This is a genomic window from Rhodospirillaceae bacterium, assembly GCA_016712715.1.
Taxonomy (GTDB): Bacteria; Pseudomonadota; Alphaproteobacteria; order Dongiales; family Dongiaceae; genus Dongia.
The window spans coordinates 1,418,227-1,441,151 of record JADJQM010000001.1 but is presented as its reverse complement, the minus strand read 5'-3'; the positions used below and the strand labels follow the sequence as shown (position 1 = coordinate 1,441,151).

The 22,925-nt window shown below is 62.3% G+C and carries 21 protein-coding genes, 1 tRNA gene and 1 pseudogene; 12 read left to right on the top strand and 11 right to left on the bottom strand.

What is annotated here, in order from left to right:
• The first annotated feature begins 128 nt into the window (after positions 1 to 128).
• On the top strand, positions 129 to 983 hold the full coding sequence (gene panB, locus IPK59_07050; GenBank protein MBK8158523.1) for a 3-methyl-2-oxobutanoate hydroxymethyltransferase: 855 nt from the start codon (positions 129 to 131) through the stop codon (positions 981 to 983).
• 20 nt (positions 984 to 1,003) lie between these two features.
• The gene (locus tag IPK59_07045; protein MBK8158522.1) at positions 1,004 to 1,852 is read left to right on the top strand and encodes a pantoate--beta-alanine ligase; all 849 of its coding nucleotides are present in this window, start codon (positions 1,004 to 1,006) and stop codon (positions 1,850 to 1,852) included.
• Here the strand turns inward: IPK59_07045 and gpt are convergent.
• Positions 1,849 to 2,328 (bottom strand): xanthine phosphoribosyltransferase, encoded by a 480-nt coding sequence (gene gpt, locus IPK59_07040; protein ID MBK8158521.1) that lies wholly within the window; start codon positions 2,326 to 2,328, stop codon positions 1,849 to 1,851. The genes IPK59_07045 and gpt overlap by 4 nt on opposite strands.
• A 370-nt stretch (positions 2,329 to 2,698) precedes the next feature.
• Between gpt and IPK59_07035 the strand changes: the two genes are divergently transcribed.
• Positions 2,699 to 4,588, top strand: coding sequence for a potassium transporter Kup (locus tag IPK59_07035; protein ID MBK8158520.1), 1,890 nt, complete (start codon positions 2,699 to 2,701; stop codon positions 4,586 to 4,588).
• Positions 4,589 to 4,599: 11 nt separating this feature from the next.
• Positions 4,600 to 4,980 carry an MmcQ/YjbR family DNA-binding protein gene (locus tag IPK59_07030; GenBank protein ID MBK8158519.1) on the top strand — a complete coding sequence of 127 codons (381 nt, stop codon included), beginning with the start codon at positions 4,600 to 4,602 and terminating at the stop codon, positions 4,978 to 4,980.
• On the opposite strand, the gene IPK59_07025 is transcribed toward IPK59_07030, so the two are convergent.
• The 3 genes from IPK59_07025 to IPK59_07015 all read right to left on the bottom strand — a co-directional run bounded on the left by IPK59_07025 (position 4,977) and on the right by IPK59_07015 (position 7,396).
• The gene (locus IPK59_07025; protein MBK8158518.1) at positions 4,977 to 5,738 is read right to left on the bottom strand and encodes a DUF3750 domain-containing protein; all 762 of its coding nucleotides are present in this window, start codon (positions 5,736 to 5,738) and stop codon (positions 4,977 to 4,979) included. The two genes, IPK59_07030 and IPK59_07025, sit on opposite strands and share 4 nt — an antisense overlap.
• The gene (locus IPK59_07020; protein MBK8158517.1) at positions 5,738 to 6,124 is read right to left on the bottom strand and encodes a DUF4864 domain-containing protein; all 387 of its coding nucleotides are present in this window, start codon (positions 6,122 to 6,124) and stop codon (positions 5,738 to 5,740) included. Before IPK59_07020 ends, IPK59_07025 begins: the two co-directional genes overlap by 1 nt.
• Before the next feature lie 213 nt (positions 6,125 to 6,337).
• On the bottom strand, positions 6,338 to 7,396 hold the full coding sequence (locus tag IPK59_07015; protein ID MBK8158516.1) for a hypothetical protein: 1,059 nt from the start codon (positions 7,394 to 7,396) through the stop codon (positions 6,338 to 6,340).
• A gap of 450 nt (positions 7,397 to 7,846) precedes the next feature.
• Here IPK59_07015 and IPK59_07010 point away from each other — a divergent pair.
• The 4 genes from IPK59_07010 (at position 7,847) to IPK59_06995 (ending at position 9,529) form a co-directional block, all read left to right on the top strand.
• Positions 7,847 to 7,923 (top strand) — tRNA-Arg (locus IPK59_07010).
• Positions 7,924 to 8,038: 115 nt separating this feature from the next.
• Positions 8,039 to 8,251 carry a hypothetical protein gene (locus IPK59_07005; protein ID MBK8158515.1) on the top strand — a complete coding sequence of 71 codons (213 nt, stop codon included), beginning with the start codon at positions 8,039 to 8,041 and terminating at the stop codon, positions 8,249 to 8,251.
• A gap of 468 nt (positions 8,252 to 8,719) precedes the next feature.
• On the top strand, positions 8,720 to 9,076 hold the full coding sequence (locus tag IPK59_07000; GenBank protein ID MBK8158514.1) for a hypothetical protein: 357 nt from the start codon (positions 8,720 to 8,722) through the stop codon (positions 9,074 to 9,076).
• A gap of 66 nt (positions 9,077 to 9,142) precedes the next feature.
• A complete protein-coding gene (locus IPK59_06995) occupies positions 9,143 to 9,529 on the top strand; it encodes a hypothetical protein (GenBank protein MBK8158513.1) in 387 nt (128 codons plus the stop codon).
• Between the two features lie 191 nt (positions 9,530 to 9,720).
• On the opposite strand, the gene IPK59_06990 is transcribed toward IPK59_06995, so the two are convergent.
• Entirely contained in the window at positions 9,721 to 10,026 is a 306-nt protein-coding gene (locus IPK59_06990) for a hypothetical protein (GenBank protein ID MBK8158512.1), read from the bottom strand.
• Between the two features lie 144 nt (positions 10,027 to 10,170).
• On the bottom strand, positions 10,171 to 10,770 hold the full coding sequence (locus tag IPK59_06985) for an isochorismatase family protein (GenBank protein MBK8158511.1): 600 nt from the start codon (positions 10,768 to 10,770) through the stop codon (positions 10,171 to 10,173).
• Between the two features lie 338 nt (positions 10,771 to 11,108).
• Between IPK59_06985 and IPK59_06980 the strand changes: the two are divergent.
• Positions 11,109 to 13,130: pseudogene (locus IPK59_06980) on the top strand (YgiQ family radical SAM protein).
• Here the strand turns inward: IPK59_06980 and IPK59_06975 are convergent.
• The 3 genes from IPK59_06975 to IPK59_06965 all read right to left on the bottom strand — a co-directional run bounded on the left by IPK59_06975 (position 13,117) and on the right by IPK59_06965 (position 14,921).
• A complete protein-coding gene (locus IPK59_06975) occupies positions 13,117 to 13,278 on the bottom strand; it encodes a hypothetical protein (protein MBK8158510.1) in 162 nt (53 codons plus the stop codon). The pseudogene IPK59_06980 and the gene IPK59_06975 sit on opposite strands and share 14 nt — an antisense overlap.
• 243 nt (positions 13,279 to 13,521) lie before the next feature.
• The gene (locus IPK59_06970; GenBank protein ID MBK8158509.1) at positions 13,522 to 13,896 is read right to left on the bottom strand and encodes a PRC-barrel domain-containing protein; all 375 of its coding nucleotides are present in this window, start codon (positions 13,894 to 13,896) and stop codon (positions 13,522 to 13,524) included.
• 113 nt (positions 13,897 to 14,009) lie between these two features.
• A complete protein-coding gene (locus IPK59_06965; protein ID MBK8158508.1) occupies positions 14,010 to 14,921 on the bottom strand; it encodes a LysR family transcriptional regulator in 912 nt (303 codons plus the stop codon).
• 127 nt (positions 14,922 to 15,048) lie between these two features.
• On the opposite strand from IPK59_06965, the gene IPK59_06960 reads away from it, so the two are divergent.
• Genes IPK59_06960 through IPK59_06950 form a run of 3 tightly spaced genes read left to right on the top strand, consistent with a single transcriptional unit; the run spans position 15,049 to position 19,842 of the window.
• Entirely contained in the window at positions 15,049 to 18,627 is a 3,579-nt protein-coding gene (locus tag IPK59_06960; protein ID MBK8158507.1) for an ABC transporter ATP-binding protein, read from the top strand.
• 17 nt (positions 18,628 to 18,644) lie between these two features.
• Positions 18,645 to 19,055 (top strand): META domain-containing protein, encoded by a 411-nt coding sequence (locus tag IPK59_06955; GenBank protein MBK8158506.1) that lies wholly within the window; start codon positions 18,645 to 18,647, stop codon positions 19,053 to 19,055.
• Between the two features lie 40 nt (positions 19,056 to 19,095).
• The gene (locus tag IPK59_06950; GenBank protein MBK8158505.1) at positions 19,096 to 19,842 is read left to right on the top strand and encodes a cobalt-precorrin-6A reductase; all 747 of its coding nucleotides are present in this window, start codon (positions 19,096 to 19,098) and stop codon (positions 19,840 to 19,842) included.
• Here IPK59_06950 and IPK59_06945 read toward each other — a convergent pair.
• The gene (locus IPK59_06945; GenBank protein MBK8158504.1) at positions 19,839 to 22,298 is read right to left on the bottom strand and encodes a precorrin-2 C(20)-methyltransferase; all 2,460 of its coding nucleotides are present in this window, start codon (positions 22,296 to 22,298) and stop codon (positions 19,839 to 19,841) included. The genes IPK59_06950 and IPK59_06945 overlap by 4 nt on opposite strands.
• On the bottom strand, positions 22,298 to 22,924 hold the full coding sequence (locus IPK59_06940) for a precorrin-8X methylmutase (protein ID MBK8158503.1): 627 nt from the start codon (positions 22,922 to 22,924) through the stop codon (positions 22,298 to 22,300). The genes IPK59_06945 and IPK59_06940 overlap by 1 nt, the downstream gene beginning before the upstream one ends.
• Position 22,925 lies beyond the last annotated feature (1 nt).

Genomic DNA, 22,925 nt, shown 5'->3' with positions numbered 1-22,925 from the left:
GATTTCTCGCCCGATTTGCTATTGTGCAGTGCAGCAGGATCGGACAGAATGTCGCGTTTGAAACAGCAGATCGACGGGCAGGGGAAGCCGAACGGCTCACCGTGGTCGCTGTCACCAGGGAGGCGAGGATGAGCGTCCACGGCAAGTCGGCGTCCATGGAAGGCGCTACGTCGAAGCGGCTGTCGATCCCGGAATTTGCCGCCCGCAAGGGTGCGGAACCCCTCGTCTGTCTGACCGCCTACACGACGCCGATGGCACAGCGCCTCGATGGCCATGTCGACCTGCTGATGGTCGGGGATTCGCTCGGCATGGTGCTCTACGGCTTCGACAGCACCTTGCCCGTGACACTCGACATGATGATCCAGCATGGCGCAGCCGTCTGCCGCGGTTCCAAAACCTCGCTGGTCGTGGTCGACATGCCGTTCGGCTCCTATCAGGAGAGCCCGGAACAGGCCTTCCGATCCGCCGCCCGCATCATGAAGGAAACCGGCTGTCAGGCCGTGAAGCTGGAAGGCGGCCGGGATCTCGCCGATACTGTTTCCTTCCTGGTGAAGCGCGGCGTGCCGGTCATGGGCCATGTCGGCTTGATGCCCCAATCGGTGAATACGTTGGGCGGCTATCGCGCCCGCGGTCGTGGTGACCAGGAGGCTGCCGGCGTCATGGCCGATGCCCTCGCGATTGCCGAAGCTGGTGCGTTCTCGATCGTGCTGGAAGGCGTCATGGAGCAGATAGCACAGGCCGTGACCGCCCGCGTGTCCGTGCCTGTCATCGGCATCGGTGCCTCGGCGGCCTGTGATGGCCAGGTGCTGGTCGCGGAAGACATTCTTGGCCTCTTCAGCAATTTCAAGCCGCGCTTCGTCAAGCGCTATGCCGAGCTCGGCGCCGACATCGAGGAGGCTGCCGCCCGCTATGCCGCGGACGTCCGCACCCGATCCTTCCCCGGGCCGGAGCACATCTTCGGCGCGATGAAGAAGCACGGCTAAGCCCTCGACAAAGTCTCATCATGCGTGACCTGCCCATCGTTCGCCGCGTTGCCGATTTGCGCGCCAGGACTCATGACCAGCGCCTCGGCCGGAAGTCGATCGGTCTGGTGCCGACCATGGGGGCGCTGCATGATGGCCATATCGCCCTAGTGCGTCGCGCCAAGGCGGAAAACGACTTTGTGATTGCGACGATCTTCGTCAATCCAATGCAGTTCGGTGCCAACGAAGATCTCAAGGCCTATCCGCGCGATGAATCTGGCGATGCGGCGAAGCTCGCAGAGGCCGGCTGCAATCTGCTGTTTGCGCCCGATGTTGCGGAAATGTATCCCGCCGGCTTTGCGACCTCAGTGGCTGTGGCCGGTTTGACCGACCATCTGTGCGGTGTTTCGCGGCCGCATCATTTCGGCGGTGTTGCCACGGTCGTCACCAAGTTGCTGCTGCAGGCTGGATCTACCCGCGCCTATTTCGGCGAAAAGGACTTCCAGCAGTTGCAGGTGATCAAGCGCCTCGCGCGCGATCTCGATATCCCGGTCGCGATTATTGGTGTGCCGACGATCCGCGAAGCGGACGGCCTCGCTCTGTCGTCCCGCAATCGCTACCTCGCGGTGGAAGATCGCGCCACGGCGGCGGCGCTGCCACGTATCCTCCGCGAAACGGCCGCGGAACTCGCGGTGGGAGGAGCGGCGGCGCCCATTCTGGACGCTGCGAAACAGCGACTGGCCCAGGCCGGCATCACGCGCCTCGACTACCTCGAACTTTGTGGCGAAGAAAATCTGCAGCCGCTGCGTGCTGCCATTCCAGGTTGCCGCTTGTTCGTCGCCGCCTTTGTTGGCAAGACGCGGCTGATAGACAACTGGCCGGTTCTCTAGTCGCGCTTCATCTTGGCGATCGGCTGGGCGAATTGCAGTTCGATATCCCAGGGAAAATAGATCCAGGTGTCCTGCGAAACTTCTGTCACGAAGGTATCGACCAGCGGCCTGCCGGAGGGTTTTGCATAGATCGTGGCGAAATGCGCCTTGGGGAGCATGTCGCGCACCACGCGCGCTGTGCGCCCTGTATCGACGAGATCGTCGATGATCAGCCAACCTTCGCCATTGCCCGGCGCATCCTTCAGAACCGTGATGTGACCCTGGGCATGGTCATCTGTGTAACTCTGCATGCAGACCGTATCGATCAGGCGGATGTCGAGCTCGCGGGCGATGATGGCAGCCGGCACGAGGCCGCCGCGGGTCACGGCGACGATGCCGTTGAAGGGCCCCTTTTCGATGAGGCGCCAGGCCAGCGCCTTGGCATTGCGATGCAGTTCTTCCCAGGATACGGGAAAGGTCTTTTGCGGATCGGACATGTGATTTCCCCCTGGGACTCGCCGTATTCGCCACCGACCGGAACCTGACCGGATGCGAATGGTTTGAGCATTAACCGATGGCACGACACGCGGCAATTGCCGATTGGCGGCGGCGCCTCTAAAGCCTTTCCCGCGGGAGAGTCAAGGGTGAATTTTGCAATGCAAAAACCCTATTGCGCGAGGGGCAGGCCGATGACAGGATGCGCCGCTTTCAGGGGGTCGGACAGGCCCAGTTCAGCAGGGGATGGATTCTCATTGTCAGTCCAGATCAGCCGCCGCGTCTTGGTGGCGGGTCGACCAGAGATCGGACCGGCGATGCCACCAACACCACGTGACCACATCAACGCCGACACAAGATAGCCAGGGCGGCATGCCGTCCCCTGATACCGGGCACGCACCAACTGGCGCGCTGGCGCCGCTCGCCATCGGCGCGCTGGGTGTCGTGTTCGGCGACATCGGCACCTCGCCGCTTTATACCTTCCGCGAAGCCTTCCATGGCGCTGGCGAGGTCTTGGCCAATCCGGACCATGTGTTCGGCATCCTGTCGCTGATCTTCTGGACGATCACCATCATCGTCAGTTTCAAATACGCGCTGCTGATCCTGCGCGCCGACAACCAGGGGCAGGGTGGTCTCTTGGCCCTCATCGGTCTCGCCATCCAATCGGCGAGTAAGCCTGGCCGGCGAGAGAAGTTCCTGGCCCTCGGCATCGTCGGCGCGGCGCTGTTCTATGGCGATGGCATGATCACGCCGGCCATTTCGATTCTGTCCGCGGTCGAGGGCCTCAAGATCGCACAGCCCAATCTCGACAAGGACTGGATCGTCGCTATCACGATCGTGATCGTGATCGGTTTGTTTGCCATCCAGAGCCGGGGCACCGGTCTGGTGGGTGCCTTCTTCGGCCCGGTCATGATGCTGTGGTTCACGACACTGGGTATCCTCGGCCTGATGCAGATTGTCGGGCATCCGGAAATCCTCCTCGCCTTGTCGCCGCATTACGCGCTGTCGTTTCTGTTCCATAACATCGGCATCGCTTTTCCGGTCATGGGCGCCGTGTTGCTGGCGGTGACCGGGGCCGAAGCGCTTTATGCCGATCTTGGCCATTTCGGCCGCAAGCCGATCCAAGCTTCCTGGTTCATCTTCGTGCTGCCCTGTTTGACGCTCAACTATTTCGGCCAGGGTGCCTTGGTGCTGGCGCATCCTGAGGCCGTCGCAAACCCGTTCTATCTGCTGGCGCCGGACTGGTTCCTTTATCCCCTCATCGGGCTGGCCACGGCGGCCACCATCATTGCCTCGCAGGCGGTCATCTCGGGCGCGTTCTCGCTGTCCTGGCAGGCGATGCGCATGGGCGTCTGCCCGCGCCTGCTCATCACGCATACCTCGGCCCATCACCAGGGCCAGATCTATGTGCCGCAGATCAACTGGCTGCTGATGATCTGCGTCATCCTGCTGGTGGTCGGTTTCAAATCCTCAAGTGGCCTCGCCAACGCCTACGGCATTGCCGTCACCGGCACCATGATCATCGATACGATCATCGCTTACTTCGTGTTCCGCTCGCTGTGGAAATGGAGCCTGCTGCGCACCGCTTTGGTGATCGGCTTTATCCTGCTGGTGGAAGCCTCATTGCTTGGCGCCAGCCTCCTGAAGGTCCTCGACGGTGGCTGGTTCCCGCTGCTCATCGGCGCCATCATCATCTTCGTCCTGTCGACCTGGATGGACGGCCGCGGCCTCCTTGCCAAGCGCCACGGCGCCGGCTCGCTGACCGAGGAAGAATTCCTCGGCGCCCTGTCCGAGCGCCATCTCAGCCGCGTGCCGGGCACGGCCCTGTTCCTGACGGCCCAGATTGACCGCGTGCCGTTTGCCCTCCTCCACAACATGCGCCACAACCGCATCCTTCACGAGCGCGTGGTGATGACCACCTTGATCACCGAGGCGCGCCCGTTTGTGCCGGATAGCGAACGCATCGAAGTGCGTGAGCTCACCCGCGGCTTCTGGCGCATAATTGTTCACTATGGTTTTGCCGACGAACCGAACCTGCCGGCGGCCATGCAGATGGCGGCGAAGCATGGGTTGGTGATGGATCCTGAGGCCGTCTCCTATTTCATCGGCCGAGAGCGCATCGTGCCGCGGGCGAAATCGGCGATGTCCGGCTGGCGCCGTTGGCTGTTCATCCTGCTGTCGGATACGGAAATCTCGGCCTCGGATTACTTCCGCATCCCGGTCGGCCGCATCATCGAATTGGGCGCCCGCACAGAAATCTGAAGTGAGCCCGAATGACGCGCGCGGAATTCGACAGGCTCTGCAAATCATTCCCCAAGACCACCCATGTCGAGCAATGGGGTGGCGCCTCGGTCTGGAAGATCGGCGGCAAGATCTTCGCTGTGTGCTCCAATTGGGGTCAGGGCGGCGACACCGATACCAAGATCAGCTTCAAGTGCAGCGACATGTCCTATGACCTGCTGCGCCAGCAGAAAGGCATCATCCCGGCGCCCTATCTCGCCCGCGCCAAATGGGTGCAGCTCGAAAGCGCAAAGGCGCTCAGCGACAAGGATATCAGAGCCTATCTCGAGACGGCCTATCGCCTGGTGGCGGCCAAGCTTACCAAGGCCAAGCGCGCGGAACTGGGATTTCTCGTGACGACATCAAAGCGCTAATCGGCCACCACGGGCGCCGCGCGCGAGACATCTTCTGGAAAACCGATCCTGCCCAAGCCCGGCACACGCAGGGCGGGGCGCAGAATGTCCAGGCCGAGATTGAGGCCCAGCACGTTGACTTCGACGCCTTCCTCGATCCCCATGGTGAGGCCAGCCACGCCGAGGAGCGACAGTTGTACGCCGGTGCCGCTCGGTGCCATAGCCACCGGCGCATCCCAGCTGCGGTAATCTTTGCCGATGGCATTGGCGGGAATGTCGAGCCGCAATTCCGGCACTTCGCGGGCGACATGCGCCAGGAACGTGTTGCTGTTGGGGCCGGGCCAACTGCGATACTGGTCCTTGAACGGATAGCTCTCGATCGCCGCCTCGATACGGTCGATCAACTTTTCGGTCCCGGGGCCGCGATACTCCGCCATGATGCTGGGCAGGGCGCCGAACCAATAGCCATCGGGCAGCGCGTAGTTCTTCTTCAGCGATGGCCCGCCACCCCAGCCGACGACTTCGTACCGGTCGAATTTCAGGGCGCCCTCGCGCTTGACGATGATCCAGGGATGGGTTGCCACATAGCCGCGCCAGCTGAAGGCACGCGCGGTGTAGATCTGCACGATGGCGTCCGGGGTCGTGGCGGGATCTGGGGCGAGGCCGGCCGAATGTCGCGGCGCGTCGCGCCAAGACCCCTCATAGGCCATGCCGCGGGCGATGCTGAAGGCGAGGGGTACGAGGAACAGTGCCGCGAGGGTCCACAGGAAGATGCGCATCAGACACTTTCATCCCCGGCTCTCTCCAGATAGCAGCCGCTGATGCGCCAGGATCCATCGGGCTGCTTTTCCATCATATAGTGCGCGATATAGCCCCTGCCATCCGGGCCGATCACAAAGACCTGCTGCTCCGGTCCATAGTCGTGTTCGACGATCTCGCGGAATTCCACCGCCTTGGGCCGATAGACGGGCTCATAGCCGGTCCTGACCATTTCCAGGAACGTGGCCGCCGAGCCGAATTTCGCCTGCAGGTCCGGCGAGGCGAAGGTAAAGGCGCCTGCCGCATCATCCGCCTGGAAGGCCGATATCTGGGCGCTGATGACCTCCTGGAAGGCCGCCTTGTCACCGGCGCTGGTCGGGTCCGCCGCGGCTGTCCCGATGCCCATCAAGATGCTCACGACGAAAGCGAGGAATGCGATACGCATGGCCATGGCCTCCCGCAGCTGCAAGGGCAGCATATTTCATGCTGCCACGATTGGTTACGCAGGGGAACAGGGAGCGGATCGACCCCAAATGAAAACGGCGCCCATTTCTGGGCGCCGGTTCCGGTTTGTGGCCAAGGTTTGCGGTTGTGTAGAGGACTAAAGGCTTAGAGGCACTTACCGAACGTAGACGTGGACTTCGTTCACTTGTGCGTTCGGGTCAGTCACCTGGGCGATGCCGACACGGTCGGGCGGCAGGCCCATGTTGAGGAGCGAGCGCGAAACGCGGTTGGCGTTGGTGCGGGCAATGTCGCTGTTGAGGGCGACCTGCGCCGGCTGGCCCATAGCGGGGGCGACACCGACCACGTCAAAGGCCGCGTTCGGGCGCAGTTCCAGGGCCTTCGAGGTTGCCTGATAGAGCGCCTGCTCGTAATTCACGTTATTGCGGTCGAAGCGGATCACGACCAGCGGGCGGCCCGTGCTCATGCCGGCCATCGGCGGCAGGGCAGGCTGCGCCGGCGGGGCGTAGGAGCGGGCGGCGAGCGTGGTGCCATAGACCTGGCCGCTGTTCACGCCGGCTGCCAGCGTGGTGAGATTGCTGCGCTCGGTCGCCAGGAAGTTGGTCTGGCGCGACATGTCTTCCGACAGCTGGTTGAGCAGGCGGTCGATCGAGACGGTGGTCTGGTTGGTCTGGTCCTCGAGGATGCGCAGCTGGCGGTGATCCTCATCGACGGCGCCCGATACGGTATAGGCGGCACGGATCGAATCCAGCAGATAGCTGGAGAAGGCGGCGTTGTTGGAGACGTCGTTGGACAGGCGGTTCATCTGGTCAAGATCGGAGCCGATCTGATCGAGCTGGCCCTGGGCTTGCTGCCAGGCGCCGGTCACGGCCGGGTTGCCGGGCGTGGTGCCCATTTGCAGCTTGCCATTGATGGCGCCGACCGTGGTCTGGTAACCGGCGGCATTGCGCTCGGCGCTGCTGCGCAGTTCCTGGTGCTTCAGGGCCTGCTGCTGCACCGCCTGTTGCAGGCGGTTGAGGTCGCTCCTGACTTCGATGACCTTGGTGCCGACCAAGGTGCCCGTGGGCTGGCCCGGCGGCACCTGGGCGCTGCTCGCGACATTGGCGCCGACCGGCGCGCCGGAGACCGACGGCCGAATTGCGTTATTGAAGAACTCGCAACCGCCCAAGATAAGCGGTGCGGCGGCGACGGCCGCGAGCCAGAACTGTTTCTTCATGTTTGCCGAACCCCGAAATACAGCGAACAACCGCAAAGCCCCTACCCACTTCGCATTGCTCAAACCATTACCCGAAAACATTTCTTCGCAGCTTTCAGGACAAGAATCAACAGGCCAAACCGGGTCTTGGGCGCCTTGGCGTGCTGTGGCGGTCACAGGGGTGGCAGTGTGGCCACAGTCGAGTGGTCACAATCAACCGATTCCGTCCGGCGCCAACCACACCCGCCGGCGCAGCTGCGGCTGCGGCAAAAGCGCCCCGACGCTGGCGCGGAACGTCTTTTTCCGATTAATTACAATCTTCTAACGCTTCGCCGGAAAACGTTAAGCCGGGCCTGCCAAAGAGCTTGCAATGCCCCCCGGCTTTGGCTAGTTTCCGCCACCGTTCGGGGGCCGAGACATCCAACTCGGCTGATTGCTACGATATTCGGCAATCACCCACCACGAACCGACGCACCCATAGCTCAATTGGATAGAGCATCTGACTACGAATCAGAAGGTTGGAGGTTCGAGTCCTTCTGGGTGCGCCATTTTTCCTGAGAACAAAGCGCGGCCTTAAACTCGATCCCCAGTCACATGGGACTCGACGTTCCTGATCCGTAGCGTTTTTCCGAGGCTATTCCTGGCCTGCCAGAATCGCACCCGATGCGGCTCTGGCTGGTGGATGGGTCCAACCCAGGCCAATTGAAACGGGTGCTGGTCTCCTATAACGCGCTGATCACTTTGCGCCAGCCGCTGCTCCTGTGCCGCGATCATTGGGCTGATGAACGGAAACTGAGCTTCGAGGCCGCTCTGCTGCCGCTCTCGGAAGATGGGACGCGGATTTCAATGATCGTGGCTGGCATAGAACTGAATTAACCGGCCCCATCCAGAGGCGGCGGTGCTTGCCTGCATTGCACCTTGTCGCGATGCCGGAAAGCTGGATAGTGGATGCTGCGTTCGCTCGAATGCCGGGTGTGAACTTCTAGGGAAAACTTGTTCGTTGTCTTGCTTGTCATGGCTCCACTCTCTCAGAAGTTGGAGCCTCCGGCAAACCCGGAGCCGTTCAATACCGCAGACAGACAACGGGGAGAACTGCGCCTTGCGAGCCAAAATCACCGCCATCAACGGGTTGGGGCGGCCGTGTTCGCGATGGTTCCCGACAAATGCAGGCGAATACCATCCCGCAACACGCCCAGATCTGTCAGGGGCGACCGAAATGGCTACATTTTTGCCGGAAATCGGGGGTCATTTGGAGGATGTCGGTTTGTTTTTTCTTTGCAACCCGTGTTAATCTCGCCTCGTCCTATTGCTGCGAGAACCCCTGTTCTTTGAGAGGATGGTATCATGAAGATGCGTTTTGAAGTTTTAGCGGGCGGATTCGTCGCCTTCGCGGTGATCCTGTTGGCAAATACTCATATGGTATCCGCACAGAGTCGTGTTAGCTCGCCCGATGGTACGAGCGCTAGCAGCAAGGATAGGGATCTTGGTTCTTCCGATGGCGGCTGGAGTCGCAACTTTGCCTCACCGCTATCATCCAAATCCCCTGCCGCACGCCGCCATGTTGTGGTTTTCGTGGTCACCGATGGTACTCCCTCCCAAGGTCCTTCCGCAAACGGCGATGTTTTGGATTTAACGATTGACCAGCATCCTTCGGAGCGTAAGCGCCGGGAGGCTCAAGTCTTGTTCAGCACCTTTGACTGAGCTGGTCCTGGATTGCTGGACAGGCTGGCAGCGACGTTAAGGTGTATTGCGGATTAGGCATGTTCCATGAAATTGAATTTCATGATCCTGGCCGCTGCTGCCGTGACGGTCATGTCAATTGGTGGCACACTCGCCGAGTCAGCCCCGGAACCTGGTGCCAATCCGCAGGCAAGTGCTGATCCAAGCGTCGGCGATATCCTCATCGGTGAGGTCGAGCGGCAAATCCTGCAGGATTATTACCAGCGCCACCATGACGACTGGGAACGTGAGAACGGTGGCACGAAGAACAAGGCCAAGAAGAATGGCAAGAATGGCAAGGACGTAAAGGGGCTGCCGCGGGGTCTCGCCAAGCGGGGCGAACTGCCGCCTGGTCTTGCCAAGCAACTGGCCCGCAATGGCCATCTGCCGCCAGGGCTGGAAAAGCGCGACCTGCCGCCGGATCTCCTGTCGTAACTGCCGCCGCTTGATCCGCGCTATCGCTATGTCATCGCCGACGACAAGCTCATGCTTGTCCAGAAGGCTACCAATATCATCCTGGACGTTCTCTCCGTGGCGGCGGTGGATTCGCTGAATTGACGGTGCATTGCAAGCATCCAGAAAGCGGCTGTGGCGTCGTGGACCGAATCCAGTATCAACGCGCCGGCTTATCGGTCAATTCCTGATCGATAAGCCGAGAGGCTGAGTGCGCCCTGAAATTTCTTGATAGCCGGAAAAGCCTCCGGACCAAGGACCAGATGGACATCGTCTGCTGCGTAGTAGAGGACGGTGCAATTTAGGAACTTGATGTAATCCATGCCCAAAACGTCGAAATGCTCGGATTGTGTATCGTCGGGTGCGACCCCGCGTAGCAAGACCTCCTCGTAGCCATTGATCTCAAGCCACAATTTCTGGCCGCTGGTCTCGATGACAATCGATCCAGTCCTGTCGGATGCCAGCTCGGCGAGAGTCAAAGAAATGGCATGGGCATCGTCAGGCGCCGTGCCATGCCACCCTGCATCCGCAGCGAAGAATCAGGGGCAGAGTGAGATTCTGGCGCCCCGTACCGGCATCTTGTGGAAGGGCCGCTATCGCTGGGACCTGAGCTTGCGGTTCGATCAAAGCGTCAATCCCGCCGGCAGCGGCCGGTTCAACTGCTCTTTGACCTTGGCATTCATGTCCAGATCCCGCACCCATTCGTAATAGATCCCCTTCACCGATGTCCGGATGATGCCGGCGGCACCCATGCGGGCAAGTCCGATTTCATGATGCGGTGGTGGCGAGGCGGTGGCGTCGTCGATCACCGCGACACGGTATCCCGCACCCTGCAGCCCCAACGCCGAGTGCGCGATGCAGACATCTGTTTCCAGGCCGACCAGCACGAAGTCGCGCTTGCCGATCGCGGTCACCGCTGCGCGGATGTCCGGCTGGTCGTGGAGACCGAAGACCTTCTTGTCGAACACCTGCGCGCCCGCCCTCAGCTCCGCCATCAACGGCGCTACCAGCGGGCCGTCCTGGGCGATGTCCTCTGCGGTGGCAATGATCGGAATGTCGAGGATGCGCGCGACCCGCATCAGCCAGGCAATTCGCGCCACCAGCGGGTCGCGCCAATCCAGCGGCAGCTTGTCGAGAAAGTACTGCTGGACGTCGATCACCACCAGGCAGCTTTGCTCACGATCGAGCAATCCGGCGCCCGGCGCGCTGTGCGGATCGGTCATGACATTTCCCCCCCAAGTTTATGCCCCTCCAATTCGTCAGGGCATGCGCCCATGCGGGCCTAAGCCATTGATCCCGTTTGCTCCAGCATGATCAAGCGGGGTCTTGCGGTGCCTATCAAAACATTGACTTTTCAGTGGTTTAGATGCTATTCAGCGCGCCACTCGACTGATGCTGGCCGTGCCTTCGGGCGCGGTGGCCAACTGGGTACAGGTCCACTGGGTGGATCGAGACTGGCCGCGGGCCGAAATTACGGGCGACGACAATGGGTAGACGGTGCCGACACGCGGCGCCGCCCCGATCCGCGTTGCTTCTATAGTTTGAGTTTTGGTGCAGGGACATGGAAACCGCGAAGCAGCTTTTCTCTCATCGCAAGTTCTGGGCGCACCGTTTCGGGAAAGCGCCGTTCCTGCCGATGACCCGCGCCGAGATGGATGAGCTTGGCTGGGATTCCTGCGACGTCATCCTGGTGACCGGCGATGCCTATATCGATCATCCGAGCTTTGGCATGGCGGTCATCGGCCGCCTGCTTGAGGCCCAGGGTTTTCGCGTCGGCATCATCGCGCAGCCGGATTGGCAGAGTGCCGAGCCGTTCAAGGCGCTGGGCAAGCCCAATCTCTATTTCGGCGTCACCGGCGGCAACATGGATTCCATAGTCAACCGCTACACCGCCGACCGGCGTCTGCGCCACAACGACAGCTACACGCCCAATGATGAAGGCGGCAAGCGGCCGGACCGCGCCGTCATCGTCTACGCGCATCGTTGCCGCGAAGCCTACAAGGACGTGCCGATCGTGCTGGGTGGCATCGAAAGCTCGCTGCGCCGCATCGCCCATTACGACTACTGGTCGGACAAGGTGCGCCGCTCGATCCTGGTCGACGCCAAGGGCGACATCCTGCTCTACGGCAATGCCGAACGCGCCGTGGTCGAAGTCACCCATCGCATCGCCAAGGGCGACAAGCCCGGCGATCTCGACGACATCCGTGGTGTGGCCATCATGCGGGACCGGGTGCCGGAAGGTTGGACGGAAGCGCCAGCCAATGACATCGACATCGCCGATGAGGGTGCCCGTCAGTTGGGCGTCGACACCGTCGTGCGCCTGCCGTCCTTCGAGCAGGTCGAGAAGGATCCGGAAAGCTATGCCCGCGCGTCCCGCGTGCTGCACCGGGAAAGCAATCCGGGCAATGCCCGCGCGCTGGTGCAGCGTCACGGCAATCGCGAACTCTGACTGACGCCGCCGCCCATTCCGCTCACCACGCCGGAAATGGATGCGGTCTTTGAACTGCCCTATGCGCGCGCACCGCATCCCGCCTATGGCGATGCCAAGATCGCCGCCTGGGACATGATCCGCTTCTCGGTCACCATCATGCGCGGCTGCTTCGGCGGCTGTTCCTTCTGCTCGATCACCGAGCACGAAGGCCGCATCATTCAGAACCGGTCGGAAGAATCGGTCCTGAAGGAAATCGAGAACATCCGCGACAAGACCAAGGGCTTCACTGGGATCATCTCGGATATCGGCGGTCCGACCGCGAACATGTATCGCATGGCCTGCAAGGACAAGAAGACGGAATCACTCTGCCGTCTGCCGTCCTGCGTCTTTCCGGACGTTTGTCCGAACCTCAACACCAGCCATGAGTCGCTCATCCAGCTCTATAAGAAGTCGCGCGAGCTGCCGGGCATCAAGAAGGTGATGGTGGCCTCCGGCGTTCGCTACGATCTCGCGGTCAAAAGCCCGGCCTATATCAAGGAACTGGTCGCCCACCATGTCGGCGGCTATCTGAAGATCGCGCCAGAGCATACCGAGGAGGGCCCGCTCTCCAAGATGATGAAGCCGGGCATCGGCACCTATGACAAGTTCAAGGAACTGTTCGACAAGGCCGCCAAGGAAGCGAAGAAGGAATACTTCCTCATTCCCTATTTCATCGCCGCGCATCCGGGCACGACGGATGAGGACATGATGAACCTGGCGCTCTGGCTGAAGCGGAACAAGTACCGCGCCGACCAGGTGCAGACCTTCCTGCCGTCGCCCATGGCGCTGGCGACCGCCATGTATCATTCGGGCGTCAATCCGCTGCGCCCGGTGCGCCGCGGCGGCTCGGAGAAGGTGGAGACGATCAAGGGGCTGAAGCAGCGCCGCCTGCACAAGGCGTTCCTGCGCTATCACGATGCCAACAACTGGCCGCTGTTGCGCGAGGCGTTGAAGAACATGGGCCGGGCCGATCTCATCGGTCCCGGCAAACATCATCTCATTCCGAATTGGCAGCCTGCGGGTACGGGGCTTGGTGGCGGTGAAGGCAAACGGCTGGGCCGCAAGCACGGCATGCAGACCTTCACCACCAAGGGCATTCTCAAGCGCCGTTAGGCGTCTCGCGCTCCAGTTCGCGCAGGAGCAACAGCCATTCGAGCGGCAGAGCATCCGGCGATAGCTGCCCATAGCGCCCTTCGATCTGGCGGGCAAACCAGCGGTCGCCTGCCCGGCGATCCGGATCGTAGCCTGTACCAAGACTCACGCTATACATCATTTCATTGCTACATCGGCCACTGTATGCCGACGAGAAAGAGCGCATAGGCGGATGCCGCCGCTGTGGCAACGAAATAGCCGATCGTCTTTGTCATCACCGACCTCCGTTCCAAATCGTCTCGCCGTCTTGAGGGAATTGGCCCGCAATTTCCCGGTCAGGAAGTTGCGGGCCATTCTATGCCGCGCTACCGGCCGTGGGTGTGACCCAGCGGGCGGCCTATCCTCAGCACATTCATTGCCAATAGGGTGGCACGCCGAAATGGCCATGCAGGCGGGTACCCCATTCCGGGTCGATATTGCTGCTGTCGGCATAGACCGGCGTGCGTCGCAGGACATCATCCTCGGCATTCACCATATATCCGCCGAGATCAACATCGTAGCTGAGCACGTTCCACGGCAACGCCCGGCGCTCTGCGCCAATGCCTAGGAATCCGCCGAAAGTGACGACGGCGTAGGCGACCTTGCCCGATACCTTGTCGATCATCACATTCTCGACCTCGCCGAGATTGTCGCCGCGGCGGTTATAAATGTCGGTGCCTTGCACCTTGTCGGCAGAGATGAGGCTGCCGGTCTCGTCACGCTTCAGCGTGTCCTGACGCTTGTCCATCGCAGACTGCATTTTGTCCTCCTTGCTGGCTGTATGCTGGCTCAACAGGTGATGGGCCAGCTTTGTTCCCGACCATCCCTGGGAAACCGTGAAGTCGGAGGAATGTGCTTTTGCTAGGCAGTACGTCGGTCGGAGGTTGCGGTCCGCCCGGCCAGGGCTGGTTTCTGTTCCTGGAACAAGGCCACCAACTGATCCATGACCGCACGGATGCGGGGGAGCGTGCGGAGGTCGCGATGCACTAGCAACCACTGATCCGCGACGATGTCCGGCAGGATGTTGCCGATGCGCTGCAACCGGTGGTCTGTGTCGGCAAGATAGCAGGGCAACACGGCCAGCCCGGCGCCAGCGCCGATGGCATCGCGCATGACCAGCCAGTCATTGACTCGGATGGCCGGACGCTTCCCGGCCAGCAGTTCCCGGGTCCAGCTCTGACCAGGCATATAGGCATGATCGTCATCGAAGCCGAGCCAGGTCAGTCTTCGCAGCGCCGCGGGTGATCGGTCGCGGATTCTGGATCCCGCCTGGGCATAGATGGCGTAGGCAGCGCGGCCCAGCTTCCTGGTCACGATACTGGCCAGATCCGGCACCTGCTCACGGATCAGGAGATCGGCTTCGCGGCGCGAGAGATTGGCCAAGGTGTGGCTCGCGGAAAGCTCGAATTCGACGCATTGGAGGTCTTGGCGCAGACGCGGCAGATGGGCGGCGATAAAGCCGGTCATGGCTTCGCCGGCCGACAGGCGCACAACCCCTTGCGCCATGTCGATCAGGCCCGCGCTGCGGCGATCGATGGATTCGGCGGCCTGTTGCATCTTCCTGGTATCGGCCAGCAATTCCTCGCCGGCAGGGGTGAGCACGAAGCGGTCTGGCAGGCGGTCGAACAGCCGTGCCCCGATTGACGTTTCCAGCGCCTTGATGCGGCGCGCGATCGTTGGGTGACTGACATGAAGGCGCTTGGCGGCTGCCGTGAGCTGCCCCTCCTCGGCCAAGGTCAGGAACACTTTGAGGTCGTTCCAATCGTCGATCATCTGCCTTTTCCCCAGGTCCATTCTGTTCATAAATGTACAGCCGATGCTCCAATTTGTCGAATGTCGAACGCAAATGTTCGGCGTAGTTTGGGCCGAAGCGAAGCAGGTGTAGGGAACGGAATCGGTCATGCATATCGAAAAGCGGCTCTGGATTTTCACCGACGGCGTCCGTGGTCGCATCGCCTGGGCGACACTGATCGGCCTCGTCGCAGTCGGCTTGGGTGTCCTGCGCCTGGCCCTTCTCGGTTGGCTGATTGGCGCCATCTTTGCCGGCCAATCGATCGAGGCGCTCGCCAACCCGATTCTCGCCATCGCGGGTGTCATGGCGCTGCGCGGTGTTTTCGACTATCTGCGCATCATGGTGGCGCATGAGACGGCCGGTCGCGTGCAGAAGAAACTGCGCCGCGCACTTTATGACCGTATCGCAGCGCTCGGGCCCGGCACGGTCGCGCGGCAACGTTCGGGTGCCCTCACGCTTTCGCTCATCGATGGCGTCGAACAGCTGGAAATCTACTTCGGCCAGTTTCTGCCGCAGTTCCTCACAGCCCTGTTGACGCCGATCCTGGTTTTCGCCGCCATCGCCTTCATCGATCTGCCGGTGGCGCTGGTGCTCCTCGCTTTCGCTCTCATTGCCTTGTTTGCTCCCGGATTGTGGCACAAATTCGATATGCGCCGTTCAGCAGAGCGGCAGGACTCCTATGAATCATTCGCCGCCGAATTCCTCGATTCCATCCAGGGACTCGCCACCTTGAAGGCCTTCGGGCAAAGCAAGGCGCGCGCTGACAGGTTGGAGATCGAGGCCGATACCCTGTTCCGCCGCACCATGTGGGTGCTGGCAACCAACGTGCTCTCGCGCGGCATCACCGACAGCGCCATTGCCTGCGGCGCAGCCGCAGCATTGGCACTGGGCGCCTACCGGGTCGATGCGGGCGTCATGTCGCTCACCGCGCTGCTCGTCATCCTGATGCTGGGCGTCGAGATCTTTCGCCCAATGCGCGACCTGCGCTCAGTCCTGCATCAGGGCATGGTCGGGATGTCGGCTGCCCAGGGCATCTACAAGATCCTCGACGGCAAACCGGACGTGGAGGACGCGGCACGGCGCGATCTTGCGCGCCCCCTGGAGCCCAACCTGCGCTTTGAGAGCGTCGCCTTCAAATATCCCGGTACGCGCCGGATGGTTCATCAGGATCTCGATTTCGAGGTCGCAGCTGGTGAGCGCATCGGGCTGGTGGGGAGTTCAGGGGGTGGCAAATCGTCGATTGTGCGATTGTTGCTGCGTTTCTATGACCCGGAGCAGGGTTGCATCAAGATCGGCGGCCGCGACCTGCGGGATCTCTCCTTCGAGCAGATCCGCAGCATGATCGCCGTCGTCAACCAGGACACGTTCCTGTTCCATGGCACGGTCGAGGACAATATCCGCATGGGCCGGCCGGATGCGACGGGCGCCGATATCGCGGATGCGGCGCGCGCCGCCAACATCCATGATTTCATCCAGTCGCTGCCGCAGGGATATGACACGATTATCGGCGAGAAGGGCATCAAGCTGTCCGGTGGCCAGCGCCAACGCGTCGCTATCGCCCGCGCGTTGCTGCGCGATGCGCCGATTCTGGTACTCGATGAAGCCCTCTCCGCGGTCGATGCAGAGAATGAGGCGACGATCCAGGCGGCACTCGACCGGCTGATGCAGGGCCGCACCACGCTCATCCTCGCACACAGGCTCTCCAGCATCATCGGCTGCGACCGCATCCTGGTCCTGGAGCAGGGTCGAGTGGCCGAGAGCGGTACGCATGACGAATTGCTGCGCCGGAGCGGCATCTACGCCACCCTGATGGCAGAGCAGGTGCGGGAATCCGGCGGCGTGCAGCACGACCTGCTCCCGGCGTCTCGCCCGGTCGAGGCTATGTCGGAAGGCGCCATCGCCAAGTCCGTGACGGAAGGCATCCTCAAAGCCGACGGCCTTGGCTGGTATCAGGTGGTGGTCAATCTGATGCGCGTTATCCTGCCTTGGAAAGGTCGTCTGACTCTCACCTTCCTGTTCGGTGTGCTGCGCGTGCTGGCATTCATCGGAATCGGCGTGTTGAGTGCGCTGGCCGTCGCAGATCTCAAGAACGGGGCGGATTACAGCGGCTGGCTATGGGCCCTCGCAATTCTCGCACCATTGTCCGGCGTGTTGCATTGGCTGGAGTCCTGGGTTGCCCATGACATGGCGTTCAGATTGCTGGCCAAGATGCGGCTCGACATTTTCCGCAAACTGGATGCGCTGGCTCCGGCCTATCTGGTACGCCGCCGCACAGGTGACCTCATGGCGCTCGTCACCAACGATATAGAACTCATTGAGTACTTTTTCGCCCATACCGTGGCGCCGGCCTTCGTCGCCCTGCTGGTGCCGGCGGCGGTGTTGGTGGTGTTGGGTTCTGCTAGTCCGTGGTTGGCGGCGGCGTTGTTGCCGTTCCTGGCAGCCGTTGCCTTGTGCCCGTTCCTGTTGCGAAGCCGATCCGATCGGCTCGCCTCGGAGGCCCGTGAAGCCGCCGGCGAACTCGGTGCCTTCGCAGTTGATTCCGTGCAGGGGCTCGCGGAGATCGTCGCGTTTCAACAGGAGAATGCGCGTGGACGCCACCTCGACATGCTCTCCGACCGGTATACCCGGCTCCGGCTGCCCTTCTTCCAGGACCTGACTTCCCAGCAGTCGTTGCTTGAGGTCCTGACCGGGTTGGGCGGTCTTGCCATCATCGTGGTCGGTGGCCTTCTGGCACAGCAGGGGCAGGTGGACGTTGCCGCCCTGCCGCTCTTTTCATTGTTGGCGATGGCGGCTTTTCTGCCGGTCTCCGAGATTGCACAGATCGGTCGGCAACTTGCCGACACGATGGGGGCCACGCGTCGCATTTACGGCTTGATGAACGAACCCGTGCCGGTCACCGATGGGCGTGGCGCGGCTCCGGCAGCAATCGATCGTGGTGCCGGCCTCGTGCTTGAGGACGTTGTCTTTACGTATCCGGGCCAGTCGCGCGAAGCTTTGCGCGGCATCAGCGTTGAGATTCCGGCTGGCCGGACCGCGGCGCTGGTCGGGACCTCAGGTGCCGGAAAGACCACGACGGCGCAATTGCTGATGCGGTTCTGGGACCCTGACCGGGGCCGCATTCTGTTGCAGGGTGTCGACCTGCGCGACTACAGACTCGACGATCTGCGCAGGCAGATCGCGCTGGTCGCGCAGGACACCTACCTCTTTAATGACAGCCTTCGCAACAATGTGCTGATCGCTCGTCCCTCGGCGACCGAGCAGCAGCTCGCGGCCGCGATTGCGCATGCCTCGTTGGACGACCTGGTCGCAGCCCTGCCGGAAGGGCTCGACTCGCCGGTAGGGGAGCGCGGCACCAGCCTCTCAGGTGGTCAACGCCAACGTGTCGCCATTGCCCGGGCATTCCTCAAGGATGCGCCGGTCCTCATCCTCGATGAAGCCACCTCGCATCTCGATGCCGTCAATGAACAGGCAGTGCGCCGGGCGCTCGAGTTGCTGCAGGCCGACCGAACGACCATCGTCATCGCGCATCGCCTCTCGACGGTGCGGAACGCCGACATTATTGTGGTGTTGGAAGCGGGCAGGGTCATGGAAACCGGCACGCATGCGGCGTTGCTGGCGCGCGGTGGCCTTTACGCCCAATTGGTGTCGCGGCAATTGGCATCGGTCCAGGCGCCAGCGGCGGAATGAAGGAAGTGAGGTATGTCATGCGCTTGCCCTCGTCTCTGGTCCTGCCACTGCTCGTCTTGGTCGCTTCCTGCGCCGCCGACAGGCCGGAGCAGGCGGAGATCGTCGGTCCAGTCTGGGTGGCGGAAACGATCGCCGGCGCGCCCGTGATCCCGGGAACGGTGGTGACGCTGAAACTCGATCCCGAAGGTCGGTCGGGCGGCAAGGCCGGTTGCAACAGTTATGGTGCGGGCTACCAGCGCGATGGCGGCACGCTGAGCTTCGAGCAGGCCTTCTCCACCAAGATGTTCTGCTCGCCCGATGCGCTGATGGCTCAGGAACAAGCTTATCTCGATCTGCTCAGCCGCATAGCCGCCTATCAGACGCAAGGCGACAAGTTGCTGCTGAATGCCACGGACGGAAAGACAATCGTCTTTCATCAGCAACCGTGATCCATGAACTTCATCCTGGGTTGCGCAAGCGGGCCACCAGATGACTGCATGCAAAGCCATCCTCATTCTGGGCGGGACCGGTGAAGGCATTGCGCTCGCGGAGGCGCTGCAGGCAGTGCCGGGCCTGCGTGTGATCTCTTCGCTGGCCGGCCGTGTTGCCAATCCGAAATTGCCCGTGGGTGAGGTGCGGATCGGGGGATTCGGTGGGGTTGCAGGGCTTGTCGCCTATCTGCGCGCCAACGGAATTGCGGCCGTGATCGATGCCACGCATCCCTTCGCCCGCCGGATGGGCTGGCACGCGGCCGAAGCCGCGGTCGCAGCACGGATTCCGCTGCTTCGCCTGGAGCGCCCGGCCTGGGTCGCGCAGGCTGGTGACAATTGGACCTTGGTCGACGATTGGGATGGGGCAGTCGAGATCCTGCGCAAATCGGCCAGGCGCGTGTTCCTGGCACTGGGTCGCCAGGAGTTGGCACCGTTTACTGCGCTCGATAAAATCGCCTTCGTGATCCGGGCGGTTGAGCGGCCGGATGCGGAGATCAAGTTTGCGGATGCCGAGATTGTCCTGGCGCGTGGTCCGTTCCATCTCGATGATGAACGGGCGTTGCTGCAGGCGCACCGCATTGATTGCATCGTCTGCAAGAACAGTGGTGGCAGTGCCACCGATGCCAAGCTGCAGGCGGCGCGCGAGCTTGGGATTCACGTTGTCATTCAGCGCCGACCGCCACGTCCGGAAGCGACCCAGGTATCGACAGTCGCCGCCGCCGTCGATTGGGTCAGGGAACTCTAGGGCTCTTTGACTTCGGCGGGTGCCGCACCATACCAGCGCGGCGTGTAGACCCACTCATTGCCATCCGGCCGCTTGATGGTACGGGTCGTCGACGAGCCGATGATGACAACCGTGCGCATGTCGACCATCTCCGGTGTCAGCGCCCCCAGGGTCAGGCTGGTAACGCGTTCCGCCGGCCGCCCCACATCGCGCCCCAGCACGACCGGGGTTTCCGGTGCACGATGCTGGCGCAGCAGGTCAAGCGCCTCGCCCAGCTGCCAGGGCCGTGCCTTGGAGATGGGATTGTAGAAGGCCATGGCGAAGTCGCCGGCTGCCGCGTGGGCGAGCCGATCGAGGATGACCGGCCAGGGCTTGAGATTGTCCGAGAGGGAAATGATGCAGAAATCATGGCCCAACGGTGCACCGATCCGCGCCGCCGCCGCCATCGCGGCCGAGACCCCAGGCAGCACGACAAGGTCGACCCCGTGCCAATTCGCATCATCCGAACCGTCGAGCGCTTCCAGCACAGCGGACGCCATCGCGAAGACGCCAGGATCGCCGGACGAAACCACCACCACCGAGCGGCCGGTCGCGGCCAGTGCAAATGCCTGGCGCGCGCGCCACAATTCTTCGCGATTGTCCGATGGATGGACGATCTGGTCGGCGCGCAAGGGGCCGGCCATTTTCACATAGGTATCGTAACCGACGATATCCTCGGCCTGGTCGATCTCGCGCCGCACGGCCGGCACCATCAAGCTGGCATCGCCGGGCCCAAGGCCGACAACGGCGAGGCGACCGCGCTTGCGGCCAACCAATTGCACGTCATCCGGCTTGTCGGCAACCGCGATGGCCAAGGTTTCGATCGTCACCGCCTGGACCGGTTCCGGAATGGCGGCCAGCACGAGCCCCTCCGGCGTGGTCGTGTCCGGTACATGGCGCAACGGAACGCCAAGCTCTTCGGCTGCCGCGCAAAGATGCGCGTTGCCGACATCGCGCTCGGCGGCAAGGAGGAGGGCTAGGGAATGGCGCGACAGGTTGAGCTGCGTCAAAGCGGTCAGGATGCGGGGCGCGAGGTCGGGCTCGGCGCGCCCGATGCCTATGACGATCGTTGCCGGGTGGAACAGCAACTCGTCCGCTGCCGGGTCGACATTTGCCGGTGTGATGCGTGCGGTCAGCGTGCCCGAATCATCGATCGGCAACCGCGCCTCTGCGAACCAGGGCGCCTCGCCCTCGACGCGCAGTCGGGCGCCGGCCAGCAGATTGGCGATGAAGGTCTTGCCGTCCTCAGCATTGCGCAAGTGATAGCCGGCCGGTGGATTGAGGAGGCAGGTGCCAAAGCGCAATTCACCGGTGGTGGTGATGGCGGGTGCTGTTCCGAGTGCAGCACCGATCTCGCGCGCCAGCACGTTGACCCCGCGCGTCCCCCCCAGCAGCGGCACGACGGCACTGCCATCCTCCGCGACCACGAGGACCGGGGGTTCCGCTTGCTTGTTCTGCAGCTCTGCAGCCAGCGACCGAATGACGATGCCCGCCGCGCAGAGGGCGACGATCGGACGATCGGCATTGTAGAGATCGCGCAAGGTTGGACCAAATTCATCATAGGCGATGATGTCGGCGTCCTGAACCCGGCCGGCCAATCCGTAGATCGTCGAGTCCGGCAGCGCTGATCTGATCCGCTGCGCGGTCGCAAGCGAATTGGCGCCGAGGATGACGATGGCCGCGCCTCTCATCAGGACTGCCACTTCTTGCCCGGTACGATGATGATCGAGAAGTAGGGCGCGCTTTTTCGGATCCACCTCGGCCAAGGGCACGATCTTCTGGTTGCCCATGGTGGCGCGCTCGACATAAAGCGCCCGGTCCCCGAGGCCCAGATCCATCACCACCTTGCGCACTTTCTCGAAATTGGTGCCAAGCTTCATGATGGCGGCCGCATCCATGTCGGCAAGGCGTCTCTTCAGTTCCTCTTCCGGCAACACGCCGGAGAGAATACCGAGGCTCTGATTGCGATAGACGAGCGGTGCACCCAGGACGGACGCAGCGCCGAGGACGGAGCAAACGCCCGGCACGACGTCGGTTTCATAACGTGTGGACAGTCGGTCAAAGAGATACATGGAGGAGCCATAGAAGAACGGATCTCCCTCGCAGATCACCGAGACATCGCGTCCGGCATCGAGATGGACTGCCACCTCCTCGGCCGACGCGTCGTAAAAATCGCTCACCAGCGTTTCATAGTTGAGATGTGCCGGCAGCTTTTCCGTGGTCACGGGATAGATCAGCGGCAGCATCACCTGGTCTGGCTTCAGATAGGAATCGATGATGGTGAGCGCATTGCCCTTCTTGCCCTTGGCCGCGAGATAGGCAACGATCGGCGATTGCTGCAGCAGGCGCACGGCCTTCACAGTCATCAGTTCCGGATCACCCGGCCCGACGCCCAAACCGAACAGACGACCCCGCCGTGCTGCATTTGTGGCGGTCATCATTCTTTCTCCGTTGCCAGGGCATTGACGGCGGCTGCCGCCATGGCGCTGCCGCCGCGGCGGCCACGCACGATTACAAAGGGGACGCCGCGACTGTCAGCGGCCAGCATGTCCTTCGATTCTGCAGCACCCACGAAGCCCACCGGAAAGCCCAGAATGAGGGCCGGCTTCGGCGCGCCGTCGTCCAGCATTTCGAGGAGGCGGAACAGCACTGTGGGCGCATTGCCGATGGCGACGACGCTGCCGGCCATCCGGTCACGCCAGAATTCGAGCGCCGCGGCCGAACGGGTATTGCCGATATCCTGCGCCATCTGCGGCACGCGCGGATCGTAGAGCGTGCAGATGACTTCATTCTTCATGGGCAGGCGCGCGCGCGTCACACCTTCCGCCACCATGCGGCAATCGGCGAGGATAGGTGCCCCCTCGGCCAATGCCTTGCGCCCGGCGGTACCAGCGCCTTCCGAGAAGCGCAAATCCTGGATCACATCGACCATGCCGGAGGCATGCGCCACGCGGACGGCGAGCTTCTCGAGATCGGCTGGGATTCCATCCAGCTTCGCTTCGGCGCGGATAATGGAGAAGGACTGGCGGTAGATTTCCTGTCCATCGCGCTCATAATTGATCATC